The organism is Kitasatospora sp. NPDC029312 (assembly GCF_055569215.1).
In genome coordinates this window covers 13,983-32,100 of record NZ_JBVHXY010000031.1, presented here as the reverse complement: position 1 = coordinate 32,100, position 18,118 = coordinate 13,983, and the positions used below count along the sequence as shown (strand labels likewise).

Annotated in this window: 18 protein-coding genes; 8 read left to right on the top strand and 10 right to left on the bottom strand. The window is 74.1% G+C overall.

Annotated features, from left to right (window positions below):
* Positions 1 to 9 precede the first annotated feature (9 nt).
* From ACZ4WV_RS24050 to ACZ4WV_RS24025, 6 genes are all read right to left on the bottom strand, one after another.
* The gene (locus ACZ4WV_RS24050; RefSeq protein WP_465750098.1) at positions 10 to 1,050 is read right to left on the bottom strand and encodes a glycosyltransferase family 2 protein; all 1,041 of its coding nucleotides are present in this window, start codon (positions 1,048 to 1,050) and stop codon (positions 10 to 12) included.
* Complete coding sequence (locus ACZ4WV_RS24045; RefSeq protein WP_465749967.1) at positions 1,044 to 2,702, bottom strand: carbamoyltransferase family protein; 1,659 nt, start codon at positions 2,700 to 2,702, stop codon at positions 1,044 to 1,046. Before ACZ4WV_RS24045 ends, ACZ4WV_RS24050 begins: the two co-directional genes overlap by 7 nt.
* Before the next feature lie 30 nt (positions 2,703 to 2,732).
* Positions 2,733 to 3,701, bottom strand: a complete 969-nt coding sequence (locus ACZ4WV_RS24040; RefSeq protein ID WP_465749965.1) for a UDP-glucuronic acid decarboxylase family protein — start codon at positions 3,699 to 3,701, stop codon at positions 2,733 to 2,735.
* A gap of 106 nt (positions 3,702 to 3,807) precedes the next feature.
* Positions 3,808 to 4,002, bottom strand: coding sequence for a DUF2795 domain-containing protein (locus ACZ4WV_RS24035; RefSeq protein WP_465749963.1), 195 nt, complete (start codon positions 4,000 to 4,002; stop codon positions 3,808 to 3,810).
* A 314-nt stretch (positions 4,003 to 4,316) separates the two neighbouring features.
* Positions 4,317 to 4,961, bottom strand: a complete 645-nt coding sequence (locus tag ACZ4WV_RS24030) for an HAD-IIIA family hydrolase (RefSeq protein WP_465749961.1) — start codon at positions 4,959 to 4,961, stop codon at positions 4,317 to 4,319.
* 99 nt (positions 4,962 to 5,060) lie between these two features.
* Positions 5,061 to 5,525: a DUF6098 family protein gene (locus ACZ4WV_RS24025; protein ID WP_465749959.1), complete on the bottom strand. Its 465-nt coding sequence runs from the start codon at positions 5,523 to 5,525 to the stop codon at positions 5,061 to 5,063.
* Between the two features lie 197 nt (positions 5,526 to 5,722).
* Here ACZ4WV_RS24025 and ACZ4WV_RS24020 point away from each other — a divergent pair, with 197 nt between their 5' ends.
* The 5 genes from ACZ4WV_RS24020 (at position 5,723) to ACZ4WV_RS24000 (ending at position 10,440) form a co-directional block, all read left to right on the top strand.
* Positions 5,723 to 6,241 (top strand): hemerythrin domain-containing protein, encoded by a 519-nt coding sequence (locus ACZ4WV_RS24020; protein WP_465749957.1) that lies wholly within the window; start codon positions 5,723 to 5,725, stop codon positions 6,239 to 6,241.
* Between the two features lie 241 nt (positions 6,242 to 6,482).
* The gene (locus ACZ4WV_RS24015; RefSeq protein ID WP_465749955.1) at positions 6,483 to 7,043 is read left to right on the top strand and encodes a hemerythrin domain-containing protein; all 561 of its coding nucleotides are present in this window, start codon (positions 6,483 to 6,485) and stop codon (positions 7,041 to 7,043) included.
* Positions 7,044 to 7,098: 55 nt separating this feature from the next.
* Complete coding sequence (locus ACZ4WV_RS24010) at positions 7,099 to 9,573, top strand: molybdopterin oxidoreductase family protein (protein WP_465749953.1); 2,475 nt, start codon at positions 7,099 to 7,101, stop codon at positions 9,571 to 9,573.
* Positions 9,570 to 10,061, top strand: coding sequence for a hypothetical protein (locus ACZ4WV_RS24005; protein ID WP_465749951.1), 492 nt, complete (start codon positions 9,570 to 9,572; stop codon positions 10,059 to 10,061). The genes ACZ4WV_RS24010 and ACZ4WV_RS24005 overlap by 4 nt, the downstream gene beginning before the upstream one ends.
* A 109-nt stretch (positions 10,062 to 10,170) precedes the next feature.
* On the top strand, positions 10,171 to 10,440 hold the full coding sequence (locus tag ACZ4WV_RS24000) for a helix-turn-helix transcriptional regulator (RefSeq protein WP_465749949.1): 270 nt from the start codon (positions 10,171 to 10,173) through the stop codon (positions 10,438 to 10,440).
* Between the two features lie 63 nt (positions 10,441 to 10,503).
* Here ACZ4WV_RS24000 and ACZ4WV_RS23995 read toward each other — a convergent pair whose 3' ends face one another.
* Positions 10,504 to 11,034, bottom strand: coding sequence for a DUF1360 domain-containing protein (locus tag ACZ4WV_RS23995; protein ID WP_465749947.1), 531 nt, complete (start codon positions 11,032 to 11,034; stop codon positions 10,504 to 10,506).
* A 172-nt stretch (positions 11,035 to 11,206) separates the two neighbouring features.
* Complete coding sequence (locus ACZ4WV_RS23990; protein ID WP_465749946.1) at positions 11,207 to 12,094, bottom strand: helix-turn-helix transcriptional regulator; 888 nt, start codon at positions 12,092 to 12,094, stop codon at positions 11,207 to 11,209.
* A 146-nt stretch (positions 12,095 to 12,240) separates the two neighbouring features.
* On the opposite strand from ACZ4WV_RS23990, the gene ACZ4WV_RS23985 reads away from it, so the two are divergent.
* The gene (locus ACZ4WV_RS23985; RefSeq protein ID WP_465749944.1) at positions 12,241 to 13,428 is read left to right on the top strand and encodes an MFS transporter; all 1,188 of its coding nucleotides are present in this window, start codon (positions 12,241 to 12,243) and stop codon (positions 13,426 to 13,428) included.
* Positions 13,429 to 13,583: 155 nt separating this feature from the next.
* Here the strand turns inward: ACZ4WV_RS23985 and ACZ4WV_RS23980 are convergent, their stop codons facing one another.
* Positions 13,584 to 13,952 carry a DUF488 domain-containing protein gene (locus ACZ4WV_RS23980; protein ID WP_465749942.1) on the bottom strand — a complete coding sequence of 123 codons (369 nt, stop codon included), beginning with the start codon at positions 13,950 to 13,952 and terminating at the stop codon, positions 13,584 to 13,586.
* A gap of 271 nt (positions 13,953 to 14,223) precedes the next feature.
* Between ACZ4WV_RS23980 and ctaD the strand changes: the two genes are divergently transcribed.
* Complete coding sequence (ctaD, locus tag ACZ4WV_RS23975) at positions 14,224 to 15,954, top strand: aa3-type cytochrome oxidase subunit I (protein WP_465749940.1); 1,731 nt, start codon at positions 14,224 to 14,226, stop codon at positions 15,952 to 15,954.
* Positions 15,951 to 16,349 (top strand): aa3-type cytochrome oxidase subunit IV, encoded by a 399-nt coding sequence (ctaF, locus tag ACZ4WV_RS23970; protein WP_465749938.1) that lies wholly within the window; start codon positions 15,951 to 15,953, stop codon positions 16,347 to 16,349. The genes ctaD and ctaF overlap by 4 nt, the downstream gene beginning before the upstream one ends.
* Here the strand turns inward: ctaF and qcrB are convergent.
* A complete protein-coding gene (gene qcrB, locus ACZ4WV_RS23965) occupies positions 16,312 to 18,078 on the bottom strand; it encodes a cytochrome bc1 complex cytochrome b subunit (RefSeq protein WP_465749936.1) in 1,767 nt (588 codons plus the stop codon). The genes ctaF and qcrB overlap by 38 nt on opposite strands.
* Positions 18,079 to 18,118 lie beyond the last annotated feature (40 nt).

Sequence of the window (18,118 nt, the reverse complement as noted above, 5' to 3'; positions counted from 1 at the left end):
GCTCAGCGGTCAGCCCTGGACTTCGGCGGCCGGGGCGGCGGCGGGCCGGCGCGGGGCGGTCGCGGCCGACCAGGGCGGCGCGTTCCGGTGACGCAGGGTGCCCAGCAGCCGGTGCCGGACGGCGGCCGGCGGGATCAGCGCGCTGGTCTGGAGCATCGCCCGGATCTCGGCGGCCGTCCGCGGGCCGGGCAGGATCCGGGCGAGGGCGAACTCGGCGGTGCCCAGCAGCCAGGCGCAGGCCGCCGCCCCGGCGGCCCGGCGCGCCCCGAACAGCGGCAGCACGGCCGCGGCCAGGCCCGCGGTGGTGACGACGGCGTGCCGGCGCAGCCGGCCCCGTCCGGCGCCCGCGCGCTCCCACCAGTCCGGGCCGTGGAGGCGGACCATCAGCGCGTCGTCGGCGTTGCCCGCCTGGGCGCGCAGGGACACCCAGGGATCGGCGGCCCGGACGGGGTGCGCGGTGCTGCGGTGCCCCCGGGTGAGCTCCCAGTCCGCCCCGATCAGCCGCAGGGCGAGGTCGGCGTCCTCCCGGAACGCCCGCCGGAACCGTTCGTCGAAGCCGCCGACGGCCACCAGCGCGGCCCGGCGGCAGGCGAGGTCGGCGGTGATCCAGCGGGCGTCGGCGAGTCCGGCCGTCGTGCGCTCCCAGTCGGTGGGGCGCCGCCCGCCGGGCAGCGGGACGACGATCCTGCCCTGCACGGCGGCGACACCGGGGCCCGCCGAGTCCAGGTCGGCGGCCAGCTCGGCGGCCCAGGACCGGCCGGGCACGGTGTCGTCGTCCAGGAACACCACCCAGGGTTCGCGCACCGCCCGCCAGCCGGTGTTGCGGGCCGCGGCGGGCCCGTTGCCGCAGCCGGGCAGCACGGTCAGCCGGTCGCGCAGGGCGGCGGGCACGGTGAGGTCCAGCGGCGTGCAGTCGGACAGCGGGCGGTCGTCCACGACCACGACGTGCCGGGGCGCGGGGCCCCGGCTCGCCGCCAGCGCGGCCAGGCAGGCGTTCAGTTCCGGTCGGCCGATGGTGGGGACGACCACCGCGTACGGGGCGCTCACGATCGGCCCCCCGCGGTGAACATCCGGCCGCGGCGGATGGCGAACGGGCCGAGGGCCAGCAGGTCGACGGGGGCGGAGCCGAAGCACTCCAGGGCGTCGCGGGGGTCGTCGACCATGGGCCGTCCGGCGGTGTTGAGGCTGGTGTTCACCACGACGGGCAGCCCGGTGGCCTCCTCGAAGGCGGTGAGCATCCGGGCCACCAGCGGCTCGTCCTCCGGGTCCACGCTCTGGATCCGCGCGGTGCCGTCCACGTGGACGACCGCCGGGATGCGGTCCCGCCACTGCGGCCGGACCTCGTGCACGAACAGCATGTACGGGCTGGGCAGCGGCCCGTCGAAGATCTTCCCGGCGCGCTCGGCCAGCACCATCGGGGCGACCGGGCGGAACTGCTCGCGGCCCTTGACCTCGTTGAGCCGCTCCAGGTTCTCCGCCCGGCCCGGGTGGGCCAGCAGCGAGCGGTGGCCGAGGGCGCGCGGGCCGAACTCCGAGCGGCCCTGGAACCAGGCGACGATGCCGTCCGCCGCCAGGGTCTCGGCGACGGTGCGCGCGATGTCCGGGGGCCGCTCGTACGGGACGGCCGCCCGCCGCAGCCAGTCCTCCAGCTCCTGGTCGGACCAGCCCCGGCCGAGCGCGGCGCCGGGCATCGCGGCGGTCTGCTCCCCGCCGGTGGCGGCGAGGTGGAGGGCGGCGCCGAGGGCGGTGCCGGCGTCGCCGGCGGCGGGCTGCACCCAGACCCGGTCGAACGGGCCCTCCCGGGCGATCCGGGAGTTGGCGACGCAGTTCAGCGCCACGCCGCCGGCCATGGTGAGCAGCCGGTCGCCGGTGCGGCCGTGCAGCCAGCGGACGAGGTCCAGCAGGACCTCCTCCAGCAGCCGTTGGGCCGAGCAGGCGAGGTCTGCGTGGTCGCGCGTCCAGCTGTGCCCGGGGGCCAGTGCGGGGGCGAAGCGCTCCCACACCACCCGGTCCGCGTGGAAGCCGCCGTCGCCCGTCGAGTGGACCAGCCGGCGCAGGTCGGGCAGCATCCGCGGGGAGCCGTACGAGGCGAGCGCCATCACCTTGTACTCGTCGCTGGAGCGCTGGAAGCCGAGGTGGGCGGTGAGCTCCTCGTACAGCAGGCCGAGCGAGTGCGGCAGCCGCTGGGCCGCGAGCGGTTCGATCTGCCGCCCGGTGCGGCGGGCGGCCAGGTGGGAGGCCGACTCGCCGCGGCCGTCGAGCACCAGCACCGAGCACGGGTCGCCCGCGCCGTCGACGGCCAGCGCCGCGGAGGCCGCGTGGGCCAGGTGGTGCGGGACGAAGCGCACCACGGACGGATCCAGGCCGGGCAGGGCGTCCGCGAGGAAGGTCGGCGCGAGGCGGGCGTACTGCTGGCGCAGGTGGTCCCAGGGGTCGTCCAGGCCGAGTTCCCGCGCCGGACGGGCCAGCGACGGGTCGTAGGAGTAGCCGACCAGGTCGAGGTCGCCCGGCTGCAGCCCGGCCTCGGCCAGGCACCAGCGGGCGGCCTGCTGGGGCAGCTCCCACGCGGAGAAGGGGACCGGCCGCTTGCCGTGCTTGCGCCGGGAGAACCGTTCCTCCTCCGCGGCGGCCACCGTACGGCCGTCCACCACGAGGGCGGCGGCCGGGTCGTGGAAGAGGGCGTTGATGCCGAGGACGCGCATGTGTCGGACTCCTCTTGGGTCGGGACCGGGTCAGTCGTGGTGCCGGAACCAGGCGATGGTGCGGGCCAGGCCCTCGCGCACGGGCGTGCGCGGCGACCACTGGAGCTTGTCGCGGGCGAGGGTGATGTCCGGACGGCGCACGGCCGGGTCGTCGACCGGCCGTTCGATGAACCGGAGCTCGGACTTGGATCCGGTCAATTCGATGATCAGCTCGGCGAGTTCACGCATGGTGAGCTCGGTGTCGTTGCCGATGTTCACCGGCCCGGTCAGGTCCGAGTCGATCATGGCGAGCAGTCCGGCCACGGTGTCGTCCACGTAGGTCAGCGACCGGGTCTGCCGGCCGTCGCCGGTCACCGTCAGCGGTTCCCCGGCCAGCGCCTGGCGGATGAAGGTCGGCACCGCCCGGCCGTCGAAGGCGCGCATCCGGGCGCCGTAGGTGTTGAAGAGCCGCACGATCGCGGTGTCCACGCCGTTGGCGGTGGCTTCGGCGGTGGTCATGGCCTCGGAGAACCGCTTCGCCTCGTCGTAGACGCTGCGCGGCCCGACCGGGTTGACGTTGCCCCAGTAGCGTTCCGTCTGGGGGTGCTGCAGCGGGTCCCCGTACACCTCGGAGGTCGAGGTCAGCAGGAAGCGGGCGTCGTGCCGGCGGGCGAGCGCGAGCGCGTTGCGGGTGCCGAGGCTGCCGGTCTCCAAGGTGTGCACCGGCAGCCGGAGGTAGTCCAGCGGGGATGCCGGCGAGGCCAGGTGGCAGACCAGGTCGACCGGACCGGACGGGGCGAAGGGCTCGGACACGTCGGCCCGGCACAGTTCGAACCCGTCGCTGCCGACCAGATGGGCGACGTTCTCGGGGGATCCGGTGCAGAAGTCGTCCACGCAGAGCACACGGTAGCCACGGCCGAGCAGCGCAGTGCACAGGTGGGAACCGACGAAGCCGGCCCCTCCGGTGACGACGGCCCGGGGCGCGCGGACGCCGCCGGTACGGGACTCGGGACTCGTCATGGCCGTTCCTTCGGCGCCGGCCCGGTGGCGGGGCCCGCCGGGCCGACGGGCAGAGGGGGTCTGGGGGACGTGGCCGGACCGCCCCGGGTGCCGGCCACGTCGGGGGTCAGCTGTCCTTGAACAGGGCCTTGCTGACGTCGTTCGGGCCGTCGAAGTTCTTCTGGTCGAGTCCCGAGATGCGGTCCACGAGGGCGTCATCGGCTCCGTTGGAGCGCGCGGCCTCGGCGAGGTCGTCGCGGTCGGCCGGGTAGCTGACGCCCCGCAGGGCCTTCTGGACGTCAATGGGGCTGAACGAACTCATCAGGCGTCTCCTTCGACGAAGGTCGCGGAGCCCGGGCGGGTACCCGGCGGCCGGGCGACCATGCGCGCGGCACGGCCCGAATGTCGGCGGCCGGGGCGGGACGGGGTGGCGGCCGTCCGGCTCGGCCCGCCCGACCAGCCCGGTGAGTCCCGATGAGTCCGGTGAGTCCGCCCCGCTCCGCCCGGAGCGGCCGCATACCCGGCCACCGGCCACGCCCGGACGGTCGCGCCGGGCGTGGCCGGTGGCCACTCGGGGGTCCGGGTCGGTGTTCATTCCGGAGGCGGGGCGCGGCGGGGACGGGTGTCCGGTGCCGGTCAGCGCCGCAGGAGCAGGTCCGCCGCCGCCTCCGGCCCGTCCGCCCACCGACAGGCCGTCAGCGTGCAGGGCGCGGACGGGTCGTTCATCGGCCGCCCGGCCTCGGGGACCCTGATGGCGTGTGCGCCGGTCGCGAGGGCGGCGGCGAGCACGGTGTCCTCGCAGCCGATCACCGTGACCCGCGAGGGCGGCAGGCCCAGCTCCCGGCAGGCGGCCGTGACCAGGGCGGCGGCGGGCATCCGGCAGGCGCAGGCGTCGTGCGCCGCGTGCGGACACACCGCCCACACGTCGATCGGCCCCAGCAGCGCCTCGGCCCGGGCCTGGACGGCCATCACCTCCGCGCGTCCGAGCAGTCCGCGGGACACGCCCGGCTGGTTGCTCAGCACGCCGACGGCGAAACCGGCTCCGCGCAGCGCCGTCAACGCGGCCCGGACGCCGGCCATCGGGTGGACCATCGCCGGATCGCCGTTGAAGGCGACGTTCTGGAGGAGCGTGCCGTCGCGTCCGAACAGCACGGCGCCCGCCGGGCCGTCCACAGGGCGGGCGCCCGGGCGGACGAACAGCCAGGGCTCGAGCCCGTCGGTGTGCTCCGTGACGGGACGGGGCTGCAGAACGGTCGTGGCGGTTTCTCCTCGGTACGTCATGCCCCTGCGGGTTGCCATCGCCCGGGAAGTCAAACGGCCGCTTCGGGTGGACGCCGCCGGTCTCGGCCGTCTCGGTCGGTCCCAGCCGTCTCAGCGGTCTCAGTCGGCGGAGTCCCGGCCGGTGGAGTCCCGGCCGGGGGAGAAGCGCTCCCGGTAGCGGCGCACCGCCTGGTCGAGCGCCCGGCGGCCCACCCAGGCGAGCGGCTGCGGGTCGGCGATCAGCGGCTCGTGGTCCGGCCCGCAGCCGACCACCCGGCCGGTCAGCACCCAGGGCCGGCGTTGCGGGCAACTCTCCGCCAGGTCCGCGTACTTCATCACCCGGCGGGCGACCCAGTCGGCGGCCGGACGCGGCCACCAGGGCTCCGGCCGCAGCGGCGTCACGGACAGACCCGGCAGCGGGACGTCCGCCTCGTAGTCCCTGCTGCCGGCGCCGTCCGCGACGGGACCCTCGGAGTACCGCAGGTAGACGTCGAGGTCCCCGGTCGCGAGCCAGGTCAGCAGGGAGAGGTCGTCGATCAGGCCCATCCGGTCGGCGCCGGTGTCTGGGCCGGTTGGCTCGTGCATCGCTCGCCCAGCCTCGTGGACATTGGCCGTCCCAGCGGTCGTTCCGAAGCCGGGACGTACCCGCGCGGCTGCCCGGAATCGGTGGCGGCAATCGCACCGGCCACGCGCTGGGTCCGGCTCGGATTTGGCCCGGGTTTGGCCCGGATGCGCCCGGGGACACGCCGGACCGGCGGGGGCCGTCGATGAGGAGACGAGCCATGTCGAACGATGCCATCGTCCTGCTGCGGGAGGACCACAAGGAAGTCCGCCGCCTGTTCCGCGAGTACCGGAGCCTGGCCGAGGGCGCCGGCGGCGGCGACGGCGACGACGGGGCCCGGCACCGGACCGTCCAGCAGATCATCGAGTCGCTGACCGTCCACACCTACCTGGAGGACGAGCTGGTCTACCCCAGGATCCGCCGGGAGGTGCCCGACCTCGCGCGGGACATGGACCGCGCCGAACAGGAGCACCACGTCGCCGACCTGCTCTGCGAGGAGCTGAGCCGGATGTCCCCCGGGGACGACGGCTACGACGCCAAGGCGGCCGTCCTGATCGACACCGTGGAACGGCACATCGCGCAGGAGGAGGCCGACTGGTTCCCCCGGGTGCGGGCCGTGCTCGGCCGCAAGGAACTGCGGGAGATGGGCGAGCGGATGCAGGCCGTACGCGAGACCGCGCCGCGCCACCCGACCTCCGGCGGCGTACTGCACCGCATCGCCGACGCGCTGGAGGGCTGACCCGGCCCGCTCGCCCGGCCTCTCGCCCGGCCCCCGATCCCGGGCTCGCCTGATCCGGGGCCCGGCTGACCCGGGCCCGGCTGACCCGGGCCCGGCTGACCCGGTCCGCGAGCTCCCGGGCCCCGCGTGACGCCCGGTGCGCCGCCGCTCGTGTGAACCCGGGTTTCACCACGGCGCGCGGGGGCAGCCGAGCGGCAGCCCGCCGATGAACCGACGGCGGGGAAGGAAAGGGACGAGGAGCATGGGACACGGCGGAAACGTCATCGCGGAGCTGACGACCGATCACCGCGAGGTGGAGGAGCTGTTCGACAAGGTCCAGGCGCTGCCGGCCGGCGACGAACGGCGCCGCAAGATCGTGGACGAGTTCACGATCGAGCTGGTGCGGCACTCGGTGGCCGAGGAGGAGTACCTCTACCCCGCGGTGCGCGAACATGTGCCCGGAGGTGGGCCGATCGCGGACAAGGAGATCTCCGACCACGCGACGGTCGAGCGGCTGCTGAAGGAGCTGGAGGGCATGGAGGTCACCGACAGCCGCTTCGACCCCCTCGTCGACAAGGTGGTGTCCGAGGTCAGGGAGCACATCGCCGACGAGGAGCGGAACCTCTTCCCCGCGCTCGCCGAGGTCTGCTCCCCCCAGGCGCTGGCCGACCTCGGTGACAAGATCCGGACGGCGAAGAAGCTCGCCCCGACCCGGCCCCACCCCTCCGCCCCGGACACCCCGCCGGCCAACAAGCTGCTCGCGCCCGGCGCTGGACTCGTGGACCGGGCCCGGGACTTCGTCACCGGCCGCGGCAGGTCCTGAACCACGGGGGCGGGCCCGGGAGCCGGGCCCGCCCACTGAATCTCGGAGGTGGGAGATGCGGGAGCGAGTGGACCGGATCGCGGACCCGTGGGGCGACCGCACCCCCTACGGCCCCGGCGACTCCTGGCCGGCACGGGTCGACACCTTCCTGCAGCCCGGCGTCACCGCCGACCGGGTGGAGCGGTGGGTGCGCACGGCATCACTGCTGCACTCCAACGGCGACGCCATGGACGTCGCCGTCCTGGACGGCCGGATCGCCGGAGTGCGCGGACGGGCCGGCGACCGGGTGAACCGAGGCCGGCTCGGGCCCAAGGACCTGTTCGGCTGGCAGGCCAACCACGCCGCCGACCGCCTGACCCGCCCGCTGGTCCGCGAGCACGGGCGGCTGGTGGAGACGGACTGGGACACCGCGATGAGCGTCGTGGTCGCCCGGTCGAAGCAGCTGCTGCGCGACCGCGGACCGGGCTCGATCGGCTTCTACACCACCGGCCAGCTGTTCCTGGAGGAGTACTACACCCTGGCGGTGCTGGCCCGCGCCGGCATCGGCACAAACCACCTGGACGGCAACACCCGGCTGTGCACCTCCACCGCCGCCGAAGCGCTGAAGGAGACCTTCGGCTGCGACGGCCAGCCCGCCTCCTACACCGACGTGGACCACTGCGACACCCTGGCCCTGTTCGGCCACAACATGGCCGAGACCCAGCCCGTGCTGTGGATGCGCGTCCTCGACCGGCTGGCCGGCCCCGAGCCGCCCCGCCTGGTCTGCGTCGACCCGCGCCCCACCCCGGTCGCCCGCCGGGCCGACGTCCACCTCGCCCCGCGCGCCGGGACGAACGTCGCCCTGCTCAACGCCCTGCTGCACGAGCTCATCCGCACCGACCGGATCGACCGCGACTTCATCGAACGGCACACCGTCGGCTTCGACGAACTCGCCGAACGCGTCGCCCGCTGCACCCCGGGCTGGGCCGAGTCGATCTGCGACGTCCCCGCCCGGGACATCGGCCGCGCCGCCGAACTCCTCGGCGGCGCGGAGAAGTTGCTCTCCACCGTGCTCCAGGGCGTCTACCAGTCCCACCAGGCCACCGCCGCCGCCTGCCAGGTCAACAACCTCCAGCTGATCCGCGGCATGCTCGGGCGCCCCGGCTGCGGGGTGCTCCAGATGAACGGCCAGCCCACCGCCCAGAACACCCGCGAATGCGGTGCCAACGGAGACCTCCCCGGCTTCCGCAACTGGGAGAACGACCGGCACGTCGCCGACCTCGCCGAGGTCTGGAACGTCGAACCCGAACGGATCCCGCACTACACGCCGCCCACCCCGGCGATGCAGATCTTCCGCTACGCCGAGCAGGGCTCCATCCGGATGCTCTGGATCTCGGGCACCAACCCGGCCGTCTCCCTGCCGGAACTCCACCGCATCCGCGGCATCCTCGGCCAGGAGCGGCTGTTCACCGTCGTCCAGGACCTCTTCCTCACCGAGACCGCCCGGCTCGCGGACGTCGTCCTGCCGGCCGCCACCTGGGCGGAGAAGACCGGCACCTTCACCAACGCCGACCGCACCGTCCACCTCTCCGAGAAGGCCGTCGAACCGCCCGGCGAGGCCCGCCCGGACCTGGACATCCTGCTCGACTACGCCCGCCGGATGGACTTCCGGGACCGCGACGACGGCCCCCTCGTCCACTGGCACGACCCGGAATCGGCGTTCGAGGCCTGGAAGGCGTGCAGCCGCGGGCGGCCCTGCGACTACAGCGGCCTGAGCTACCGGAAGCTCCGCGGCGCCGGCGGCATCCAGTGGCCCTGCACCGACGAGGCACCCGAGGGCACCGAACGGCTCTACACCGAAGGCATCAGCTGGGCCGCCCCCGACACCTGCGAGACGTACGGCAAGGACCTGGTCACCGGCGCCGCCGTCTCGGAGACCGAGTACCGGGCCCTCAACCCGCACGGCAAGGCGGTGCTGAAGGCCGCCGAGTACCTGCCGCCGCACGAGGACACCAGCGCCGAGTACCCGCTGCAGCTGACCACCGGCCGTACCCTGTACCACTTCCACACCCGCACCAAGACCGGCCGTGCCCCGCAACTGGACGCCGCCGCCCCCGAGGTTTGGGTGGAGCTCTCCGCGGTCGAGGCACTGGCCCGCCACCTCGGCGAGGGCGACCTCGTCGAGGTCACCAGCCCGCGCGGGTCGGTGCGCGGGCGACTGCGGATCACCGGCATCCGCGACGGCATGGTGTTCCTGCCCTTCCACTACGGTTACTGGGACACACCGGGCGGCGACCGCCCGGCCGGGCCGGAGGCGGGCCGGGCCGCCAACGAGACCACCGTCACCGACTGGGACCCGGTGTCCAAGCAGCCGCTGTTCAAGACCGCCGCCGCCCGGATCACCCTGATCGAACGCGGCGGCGGCACCCCCGCTCCCGCGCCCACCACCACCGCCTCCGCCCCCGCCGACCCGACCCTGACGACCCCCACCACCGGCGATCCGACGGCGCTCGCCACCCAGCACACCGACCCCGGGGAGAACCGGACATGAGCGCCATCACCCTCACCCTGCGCGCGCTCCACGACGGCGAGCGCCGCCTGGAGCGGGACCTGCTCGCCGCGGCGGAGCGCCACAGCGCCGAACACGAGGTCCACCACGTCACCACCGACCTCGCCCGCTGGTCGCGCGAGCACAGCCGCCGGATCGCCGAGGCCGCCCGGGCCCACGACCTCGACCTTCCAGGGCCCGACGACGACCCCACCCCCGGCCCGATCGGCCAGCTCCGGGAGAAGGCCGCCGCGGCGCTCGGCCGCCGCCCCGAACCCGGCCTGCTCCTGCTGCACGACCTGCGGGAGCTCCATCTCGGCGCCGCCGGGAACTCGCTGTACTGGGAGATGCTCGCGCAGGGCGCGCAGGCCACCCGGGACACCCCGCTGCTCGCCATCGCCGCGGACTGCCACCCGCAGACGCTCCGTCAGATGCGCTGGACCAACACCATGGTGAAGGTCCTCGCCCCGCAACTGCTCAGCAGCCTCTGACGTGCCCGGACCACGCCTCGTGCCAGGGCCCTCCACCCCCCGCCCCCGCGCCGCCACGGCGACGGGCACCGGACCGCCCCCCGAGACCACGACCGGTCGGCCGACGGGCGTGGGGTGGACCTTCCTCACCAACCACGCCCGCGTCCTGGTGCAGATCACCCGCGACCCCGGCATCCGGGTGCGCGACATCGCCGCCCACTGCCTGCTCACCGACCGGGCGGTGCAACGGATCATCGCCGACCTGGAGCGGGACGGCTACCTCACCCATGAGCGCCGGGGCCGTGCCAACCGCTACCAGGTGCTCCCGGGCAAACAGCTGCGCCACCCGGCCGACGCCGGCCCGACCCTCACGGAGTTGCTGGCCGTGCTGCTCCGATGACGGCTGCTCCGCTGACGCCCGTCGGCGGGCCGCCGACGGGCGGACGGCGTGACCAGGCAGGGCCTACTCCACGGCCTTCTGGAGACCGACCCGGACGAAGTGCAGCAGATCGGCGACCGTGAGCGCGGTCAGCCCGGAGCAGACGAGCCGGGTCGCCCCGGGAGCCAGCACCGACGCTCCGGTCAGGCCGGTGGCGATCCACAGGCCGGTGCAGAACGGACAGGTGATCAGCTCGCCGACGGCGCGGCGCGCACCGGTGCCGCGCACCTCCTCGTTGAGCTCGGACGGACCGGCCTGGCCGCGGAACCGGGCGAACGGCAGCCTGAACGGGCTGGTCACCGGATCCTTGGTGAGCAGCCGGGACAGCCGGTGCACGGCGCCCGCGGTCAGCAGCACGTCCCAGGGGCCGGGCTGCGGCAGCGGCCGCCCCGTACGCCGGGCCAGGGCGGCGAGCGCCCCGGTGCTGCCGAGGTACACCGCCATGGCGGCGAGGTAGCCGGCGATCGGCTGCTCGCCGTCCGGTTCGTAGGCGCGTCGCTCCCGGCGCACCGCGGTCTCGAGGTCGTCGCCGGTCGAGGTTTCCCGGTCGGTCATGGCAGGCTCCGGAGTCGGGGGAGGGCCGTCACCACCGGTACGGCCTCCCGGGCGGAGTGGATGGTTCGGGTCCGCGTGTGCCCGTTCCGGCCCGACCCATACCTGGCCCGCGGCTACCGCCCGTAACGGTGCGGACTCGGTTCCCGAGGCCCGACCGCTCGACGGCCGCCGGTCAGCCGGCCGGCCCGACCGGTGCCCGTCCCACCCGCCCCGGCTCGGCGTCCGCGGCGGCCCGCTCGACGGCCCGGCGGGTGGCCGGGTCGGCCGGGTGGCGTGCCACCAGGTGCAGGTCCGGATCCTCGGCGGCGATCAACTTGGCCTGGCGGAACGTCAGGTAGCCGAGCCGCGGGTGGCTGAAACGCTTCAGCGCCGGAGTGAAGCCCGCCACGTCATGGCGTTCCCAGCGCGCGGGGAATCCCGGGTCGGCGGCCGAGACGTCCGCGACGATCTCGGCGAAGCGCGGGTCGCCCGGGTGCCGGTCCGCGGAGGCGCGGAACTGCGCCAGCACCGCCCAGGACTCCGCCTCCCAGTTCTTCAACACGGTGCGCATCGGCTGCCAGCCGAAGTAGAGCCAGATCATGTTGCGCCGCTCGACCGGGATTCCGTCCAGCCCGCCGTAGATGGCCGCCTCGGAGGCGTTGTGGGCGAGGATGTCCCAGTGCCGGTCCAGCAGACAGGCCGGGGTCGGGGACAGCGCCGCGACGGTGGCGCGCAGGTGGTCGCCGACGGCGGGGCAGCCCTCGGCCGCCGGGTGGTCCGGCGCCGAGTCGCTCTCGCCGGCCAGGTCGAAGACGTGGCGCCGTTCGGCGGCGGTCAGCCGCAAGGTGGTGGCCAGGGCGTCGAGGACCTGGGCCGAAGCGGCGATCGGGCGTCCCTGTTCCAGCCAGGAGTACCAGGACACGCTCACCCCCGACAGCAGCGCGACCTCCTCGCGGCGCAGCCCCGGCGTCCTGCGCCGGGGGCCGCCGGTCAGGCCGACGTCGCCCGGGGTCAGGCGGTGCCGCCGCGAGCGAAGGAAGGCGCCGAGTGCCGCCCGGCGCTGTGCTTCACGATCGTTCATGGTGGCCCCCAGGGTATGTCCCCGCCGAGGGGCGGCGGCGGCCGGGCCGAGGACCGTCACGGCCGAGCCTGTTACTCCCGCTCCCAGGATGATCCGTCCACGCCTGACGGCCGGGGAGGCCCTGCGGCGCACCGACGATGGGACACATGACGACGACCACCCCCTCGCTGGATCCGGCCGCCGCCCGCCCGGACGTCCGGGTGCCGCGGCCGCTCACCGCCGCCGCGTTCACGGCGAACCTCGACCGCTTCGCCATCGGCCCGGTGCTGGTCATCGTGGCGGCCGCCCTGCACGTCCCGCTGACCGCCGCGGTGGCGGTGGCCGGCGGCTACGCACTCGCTTACGGCCTGTCACAGCCCTTCTGGGGTGTGCTGTCCGACCGGATCGGACGGCTGCGCGTGATCCGGGCGGCCCTGGTCCTCGCCGCGCTCGCCGGCCTCGCCTCGGCCGCCGCACCGAACCTCGCGGTACTCACCGCGCTGCGCGTCGTGGCCGGCTTCGCCTTCGGCGCCGTCGTCCCGTCCTCGCTGAGCTTCGTCGGCGACGCGGTCGCGCCCGAGCGCCGGCAGGGCGCGCTCGCGGACCTGATGGCGGTGCTCGGCCTCGGCAGCGGGCTGGCCGCGCTGTTCGCCGGTGCGGTCGCCGACTGGCTGAGCTGGCGCCTGGTGTTCGTCGTACCGGCGGTCGTGGCCGCCGCTGCGGCGGTCGCGCTGCGGCGCGCCGTCGAGCCGCAGCGCGCCCCGGCCGGCAGCCTGGCCGGGCAACTCGGCGCCGTCCTGCGCAGCCGCTTCGCTTACGTCGTCACCGCGCTCGGCGTGATCGAGGGAGCGGTGCTGCTCGGCGGCCTGACCTTCGTGGCTCCCGCCCTGCAGCACCGCGGCGTCAGCGATGCCGCGGCGGGCGCCCTCACCGCCCTGTACGGGGCGGGGACGCTGGTGTTCACCCGCGCCGTCAAGCCGCTGACACGCCGGATCCCGGCGCACGGGCTGGCCGCGATCGGGGGCGCGGTCACGGTCGTCGGATACACGGCGGCGGCCGTCGCACCGGGTGTGGGGACGTACGCCCTGGTGGCCCTGCTGCTGGGCGCCGGCTGGGCGTTCCTGCACTCGACGCTCCAGGCGTGGGCCACCTCGACGGTGCCCGAGGCGCGCGGGACGGCGGTCTCCTGCTACGTCGCGGCGCTGTTCGTCGGCAGCGCCCTGGGCGCCGCGCTCGGCGGCGGCGCGGCCGGGCACGGGCGGTTCGACGCGGTCTTCGGCACGGCCGCCGTCGCGACCGTCCCGCTGACGGTGGCGGTGGTCGTCGGGCGCCGCCGCTTCACCGCCCGCGGCTGACCGACCGCCCCGAGCTCCGCTGCCGGGTGGCGATCCGGGCGGCCGACCGGATCAGCGCCGCTTCCAGACGGCGAGGAGAGTCTGCCTCCTGCTCCGGCGTCAGCGCTTCCGGCAGCGGGTCGAACGGCGCGATGTCCCGGGCGGCCCGGCGCCGGTCACCGTGTCCCCTTCTTCGCCAGCCACTCGGCGAGCACGGCCGCCTGGCTGTGGTCCGGGTCCTTGGTGGCGGTCAGCAGGGTGAGCCGGTCGTGGGCGGCGAGGTCGCGCAGGTGGCCGGCGGCCTCGCGGTGTTCGGCGTCGGTCAGCTCCGCGAGGTAGCGGCGGCGGAACTCGGCGAACCGGTCCGGGTCGTGGCCGTACCAGCGGCGCAGCCCGGTCGACGGGGCGACGTCGCGCAGCCACTCGTCCAGGTGGGCGTCCTCCTTCTTCATCCCGCGCGGCCAGACGCGGTCCACCAGGACTCGCCGCCCGTCCTCGGGCGAGGTCTCCTCGTAGATGCGCCGGTAGGCGATCCGTGCGGCCATGACGGCTTCCTCTCGGTCGGGCCCGCTGCTGGGTCGGGCGGCCGGGTGCGGTGACGCGCGTTCCTCACCAGGGTGGGCCCCGGCGGGGAGGATCCGCACTCGGACGGGGGACCCGGGGCGACGGCGGCGGTGGTGCCGCAGCGTGGCGCCCCGGCGCGCCGGGGCGCCGACGCTAGGGTCGCTCCCGGCGCGCGAAGCCGTGTACTCCGTGGAGGACGACGACCCGGGGCGCCGGCGCGGGGCGCGTCATCGGCTCCGTCGCGGAGGTTTCATGACTGCGTCCGACACCGCGCCGTCGCGCGCCCAGGTCCGGGTCCGGCGTGGCAGCACGCTGCTGCGGTGGCTGTTCACCACCGACCACAAGGTGATCGGGAACCTCTACCTGGCGACCGCCTTCGGGTTCTTCCTGGCGGGCGGCGCCATGGCGCTGCTGATGCGGACGCAACTGCTGGGCCCCGACACCGGGTTTCTGTCGAACCTGCAGTACAACCAGCTGTTCACCATGCACGGCACGATCATGCTGCTGCTGTTCGCCACCCCGACCTTCGCCGGCTTCGCCAACGCGATCATGCCGCTGCAGATCGGCGCGCCCGACGTGGCCTTCCCCCGGCTGAACGCCTTCACCTACTGGGCCTTCCTGCTGGGCGGGCTGATGGTGCTCAGCAGCTTCCTCACCACCTACGGGGCCCCGGCCTTCGGCTGGTTCGCCTACGCCCCGCTGAACGGCCCGGCCCACGCGCCGGGGACGGGCCCGGACCTGTGGGCGTTCGGCCTGGTGGTGGCCGGTCTCGGGACGATCCTGGGCTCGGTCAACTTCATCACCACCATCACCTGCCTGCGGGCCCCGGGGATGACCCTGTTCCGGATGCCGATCTTCAGCTGGAACGTCCTGTTCACCTCGATCATGGTGCTGCTGGCCTTCCCGGTGCTCACCGCCGCCCTGCTGATGCTGGAGGCGGACCGCAAGTTGGGCGCGCACGTCTTCGACCCGGCGAACGGCGGGGCGCTGCTGTGGCAGCACCTGTTCTGGTTCTTCGGCCACCCCGAGGTGTACATCGTCGCGATCCCGTTCTTCGGCATCGTCACCGAGGTCATCCCCGTCTTCAGCCGCAAACCGGTGTTCGGCTACTACGGGATGATCGGCGCGACCATCGCCATCACCGCCCTGTCGATGTCGGTGTGGGCCCACCACATGTTCGCCACCGGACAGGTGCTGCTGCCGTTCTTCTCGATGATGTCCTTCCTGATCGCGGTGCCCACGGGGGTGAAGTTCTTCAACTGGGTCGGGACGATGTGGAACGGCTCCCTGTCCTTCGAGACCCCGATGCTCTGGTCGATCGGGTTCATGGTGACCTTCCTGTTCGGCGGGCTGAGCGGCATCCTGCTGGCCGCTCCGCCGGTGGACTTCCACGTCACCGACAGCTACTTCGTGGTGGCCCACCTCCACTACGTCCTGTTCGGGACGGTCGTGTTCGCGACCTTCGCGGGTTTCTACTTCTGGTGGCCGAAGCTGACCGGGAAGATGCTCAATGAGCGGCTCGGCAAAGTGCACTTCTGGATCCTCTTCGTCGGGTTCCAGGCCACCTTCCTGGTGATGCACTGGCTCGGCGCCCAGGGGATGCCGCGCCGCTACGCGACCTACCTGGACGTGGACGGCTTCACCTCCCTCAACGTGCTCGCCACGATCGGCTCGTTCCTGCTCGGGGTTTCCAATCTGCCGTTCTTCTACAACGTCTGGACCACCACCCGGCACGGCGTCCCGGTCGGCCAGGACGACCCCTGGGGCTGGGGCCGCTCACTCGAATGGGCGACGTCGAGCCCGCCGCCGGAGCACAACTTCCACGCGCTGCCCCGGATCCGCTCGGAGTCGCCGGCGTTCGACCTGCACCACCCGGAGGTGGGCACGGAGCAGCGGCCGGGCGGCGGAACCGACCTACCGTACGGCGGCCAAGGCAGCCAGGGCGGACGGCGCGGACAGGGCGGACAGGAGGGCGGGCGATGAGGAACGAGGGCTGGCTGTTCACCATCATGACCGTGTTCTTCGCGGTGACCGGGCTGATCTACGGGCTCTGGGCCCGGGAACCGGCCGGCAAGGCGATCCTGACGGTGGCGTTCCTGATGTCGGGACTGGTCGCGCTGTTCTGGTTCGTCCAGCACCAGCGGCACGGCGGCGGCCGGCCGCAGGACCGCAAGGACGCCGAGGTCGCCGAGGCCACCGGCCCGCTGGGCTTCTTCCCGCCCCGCAGCGGCTACCCCGTGCTCGCGGCGGTGGGGGTCACGGTCTTCGCGCTCGGCCTGGTCTACGCCCGGTGGCTGCTCGTCGTCGGGGGCCTGGTGCTCGCCGTCTCCGTCTTCGGGTTCACCTTCCAGTACCGCGACCACGGCGGCGGGGACTGATCCGGCGGAGCAGCCGGCCCAGCGGCCCGCCCCGGGGCGGACCGGCCGGCTCCTCGGGCCGGGGGTGCTCCGGTGCGGTCAGGACGGCCTCCACCCGGCGCTCCTCCTGCTCCAGCGTGGTCACGGCGACCCCGTCCCCGTAGTACCAGGAGCCGAGCGCGGCCCGCACCCGCTCCGTCCGCGGCGCGTCCACCGGCGGCGACTGCGACAGCGGTTCCTCGCGCACCAGCATCGCGTAGCGCTCGGCCGCCGACACCGGCCGGTGGCCCCCGACGAAGCCGCCGTAGGTCGACTGCCCGATCCGGCCGGTCTCGTCCCCCCCCAGCAGCCGGGCCCGGTCCCGGGCCTGCAGGGCCAGGCAGAGCCGCCGGGTGACCATGAAGGACAGCGGCGGCAGCACGAACACCGACACCCGCAGCACCCAGGTCAGCGCGTTCACCGAGACGCCGAAGGCGTACGCGATCACGTCGTTGCCGCCGGCGATCAGCAGCACCGCGTAGAAGACGATCCCGGCCACCCCAAGCCCGGTGCGGGTCTGCGTGTTGCGCGGCCGGTCGCACAGGTGGTGCTCCCCGCCGTCAGGCGTGAGCCACCGCTCCAGGAACGGGTAGCCGAACAGCGCCCCGAACAGCAGACCGGGCACCACCAGGGCGGGGAGGAACGCGTTCCACGACACCGTGTGCCCCACCACCCCGGTCTCCGCGGCCGGCATCAGCCGCAGTGCCCCCTCGATGAAGCCGATGTACCAGTCCGGCTGGGCGCCGGCCCCGACGACGTCGGGCCGGTAGGAGCTGTACCGCCAGATCGGGTTGATCTCCGCGAGCACGGCGGACAGCGCCAGGACACCGGCGATCGTGAACGCGAGGCCGGTGGTGCGGGCGAGGAACTGCGGGAAGAAGGGCTGCCCCACCACGTTCCGGTTGGTCCGGCCGGGCTTCGCCCACTGGGTGTGCTTCAGCACCACCACCAGCGTCAGATGCGCCCCGATCAGGGCCAGCAGCACGCCGGGCACCAGCAGGATGTGCAGGGTGAAGAGCCGTGGGACGATCTCGTGCCCGGGGTACTCGCCGCCGAAGGCGAAGAAGCTGAGGTAGGTGCCGACGACGGGCACCGAGAGCAGGACGCCCTCGGCGATCCTGAGCCCGGTGCCCGACAGGGTGTCGTCCGGCAGCGAGTAGCCGGAGAACCCCTCCAGCAGCGCCAGGGTGAACATCGTCACCCCGATCACCCAGTTCAACTCGCGCGGGCGACGGAAGGCGCCGGTGAAGAACACCCGCAGCAGGTGCACACAGATCGACGCGGTGAACAGCAGCGCGGACCAGTGGTGGATCTGACGGACCAGCAGGCCGCCGCGCACCTCGAAGCTGATCCGCAGGGTCGAGGCGTACGCCTCGGACATCCGGACGCCGCGCAGCGGCAGGTAGGAGCCGTGGTAGTCGATCTCGCTCATGCTCGGGTTGAAGAAGAAGGTGAGGAAGACCCCGGTCAGCAGCAGGACGACGAAGCTGTACAGCGCCAGCTCGCCGAGCAGGAACGACCAGTGGTCCGGGAACACCTTGCGCAGCAGTTCCTTGCCGGCCTCCATGAGCGGAAGGCGCCGGTCGAGGGCCCGCGCGGCACGCACCCCGGGCGGCGGTCCGCTCGCGCCCGTCCGCGCCCGCGCCCGCGTCCGTTCGCCGGAGTCCGGCAGGCCCGCGGAAGACGTGTCGCTACCCTGGTTTCCGTCCATAGCGGGCAACCTAGTGCGAAACGCCCGTCACGGGCGTGCA

Excerpts from the sequence above, each read along its gene's own strand:
- ACZ4WV_RS24045 (WP_465749967.1), bottom strand. The coding sequence starts at position 2,702 with ATGCGCGTCCTCGGCATCAACGCCCTCTTCCACGACCCGGCCGCCGCC.
- ACZ4WV_RS24040 (WP_465749965.1), bottom strand. The coding sequence starts at position 3,701 with ATGACGAGTCCCGAGTCCCGTACCGGCGGCGTCCGCGCGCCCCGGGCC.
- ACZ4WV_RS24035 (WP_465749963.1), bottom strand. The coding sequence starts at position 4,002 with ATGAGTTCGTTCAGCCCCATTGACGTCCAGAAGGCCCTGCGGGGCGTC.
- ACZ4WV_RS24030 (WP_465749961.1), bottom strand. The coding sequence starts at position 4,961 with ATGACGTACCGAGGAGAAACCGCCACGACCGTTCTGCAGCCCCGTCCC.
- ACZ4WV_RS24025 (WP_465749959.1), bottom strand. The coding sequence starts at position 5,525 with ATGCACGAGCCAACCGGCCCAGACACCGGCGCCGACCGGATGGGCCTG.
- ACZ4WV_RS24020 (WP_465749957.1), top strand. The coding sequence starts at position 5,723 with ATGTCGAACGATGCCATCGTCCTGCTGCGGGAGGACCACAAGGAAGTC.
- ACZ4WV_RS24015 (WP_465749955.1), top strand. The coding sequence starts at position 6,483 with ATGGGACACGGCGGAAACGTCATCGCGGAGCTGACGACCGATCACCGC.
- ACZ4WV_RS24010 (WP_465749953.1), top strand. The coding sequence starts at position 7,099 with ATGCGGGAGCGAGTGGACCGGATCGCGGACCCGTGGGGCGACCGCACC.
- ACZ4WV_RS24005 (WP_465749951.1), top strand. The coding sequence starts at position 9,570 with ATGAGCGCCATCACCCTCACCCTGCGCGCGCTCCACGACGGCGAGCGC.
- ACZ4WV_RS23995 (WP_465749947.1), bottom strand. The coding sequence starts at position 11,034 with ATGACCGACCGGGAAACCTCGACCGGCGACGACCTCGAGACCGCGGTG.
- ACZ4WV_RS23990 (WP_465749946.1), bottom strand. The coding sequence starts at position 12,094 with ATGAACGATCGTGAAGCACAGCGCCGGGCGGCACTCGGCGCCTTCCTT.
- ACZ4WV_RS23985 (WP_465749944.1), top strand. The coding sequence starts at position 12,241 with ATGACGACGACCACCCCCTCGCTGGATCCGGCCGCCGCCCGCCCGGAC.
- ACZ4WV_RS23980 (WP_465749942.1), bottom strand. The coding sequence starts at position 13,952 with ATGGCCGCACGGATCGCCTACCGGCGCATCTACGAGGAGACCTCGCCC.
- ctaD (WP_465749940.1), top strand. The coding sequence starts at position 14,224 with ATGACTGCGTCCGACACCGCGCCGTCGCGCGCCCAGGTCCGGGTCCGG.
- ctaF (WP_465749938.1), top strand. The coding sequence starts at position 15,951 with ATGAGGAACGAGGGCTGGCTGTTCACCATCATGACCGTGTTCTTCGCG.
- qcrB (WP_465749936.1), bottom strand. The coding sequence starts at position 18,078 with ATGGACGGAAACCAGGGTAGCGACACGTCTTCCGCGGGCCTGCCGGAC.